The 818-nt window shown below is 51.7% G+C and carries 1 protein-coding gene; it reads right to left on the bottom strand.

Translation table 11 applies throughout. From position 1 onward, the window contains the following. Window positions 1-348: 348 nt before the first annotated feature. On the bottom strand, window positions 349-756 hold the full coding sequence (locus ACR0FE_RS23605) for a universal stress protein (protein ID WP_170617637.1): 408 nt from the start codon (window positions 754-756) through the stop codon (window positions 349-351). Window positions 757-818: the final 62 nt, after the last annotated feature.

Below are 818 nucleotides of genomic sequence, written 5' to 3'. Positions count from 1 at the left end.
GAAAGAGTATCCCGAGAAGCTGCCGGTCTATTTAAAGAACGCCTTTCTTTCTGGTGCTTATACATTGGCAAAGGGCTGATGTCAGATCTGGTGTCTAGCCCCCGGGTGCGCACAATTCCTCGTTCGGTTCAACAGTCGATCCCCTGCTGAGGGGGGCTTACGGCAGATGGCTACAGTGAAGCCCACAAACACACCAGTCTAGCTGACGCTGCCGTCGAAGCGCGGACCACCACAGGAAAAATTCTACGTCAGGAGCGGAAATTCGTCTCCTCAATTGCCGCTCAGTGACAATCAACACTAACGAAGAAAGAGGCCATTCGATCAAGATCTCGCACCGCAAGGTTTGGTTCAGCGAATTACGTGAACCGAGCACCTGGCGTGATGCACGACTCTGTTCGCAGTGGAACCTAGAAATATGTCCTCAAAACCAGGCTTGTGCGAGGCCAAGACGATGCAATCCGCGTCGCTCTCATTTGCGAAGTCGACAATAGCCCTGCCCGCATGCCCAGAGATAAGCCGAGTTTCCGCGCCTGGAATTTCAGAAGCTGTTTGATGCAGGTTTTCCAGGATTTCATGCCGCGTATTGGCAAGTACTTCGCTGGGAATCTGAGACCCTACATACGCCGGAATTGGCTCTTGGACGTGTATCACAGTGAATACAGCGTCCGCATCAGCCAATTGGCGCGCGGCTTCAAACGACGCTTGTGTGTCGTATTCTTGGTCCAGAGCAACCGGGATCAGGATGTTCTTGTACATTTGACCTCCTATCTACTTCTCTGATGATTTCAATCTGGTTTAGTCGGCAGCAGGAAATCTAA

Source organism: Ruegeria sp. K7, from assembly GCF_056531785.1.
The sequence above is the reverse complement of the archived record's forward strand: the minus strand, read 5'-3'. Positions and strand labels throughout refer to the sequence as shown.

Bases quoted from the DNA above. Each gene is read 5' to 3' on its own strand.
- ACR0FE_RS23605 (WP_170617637.1), bottom strand. From the start codon at position 756: ATGTACAAGAACATCCTGATCCCGGTTGCTCTGGACCAAGAATACGAC.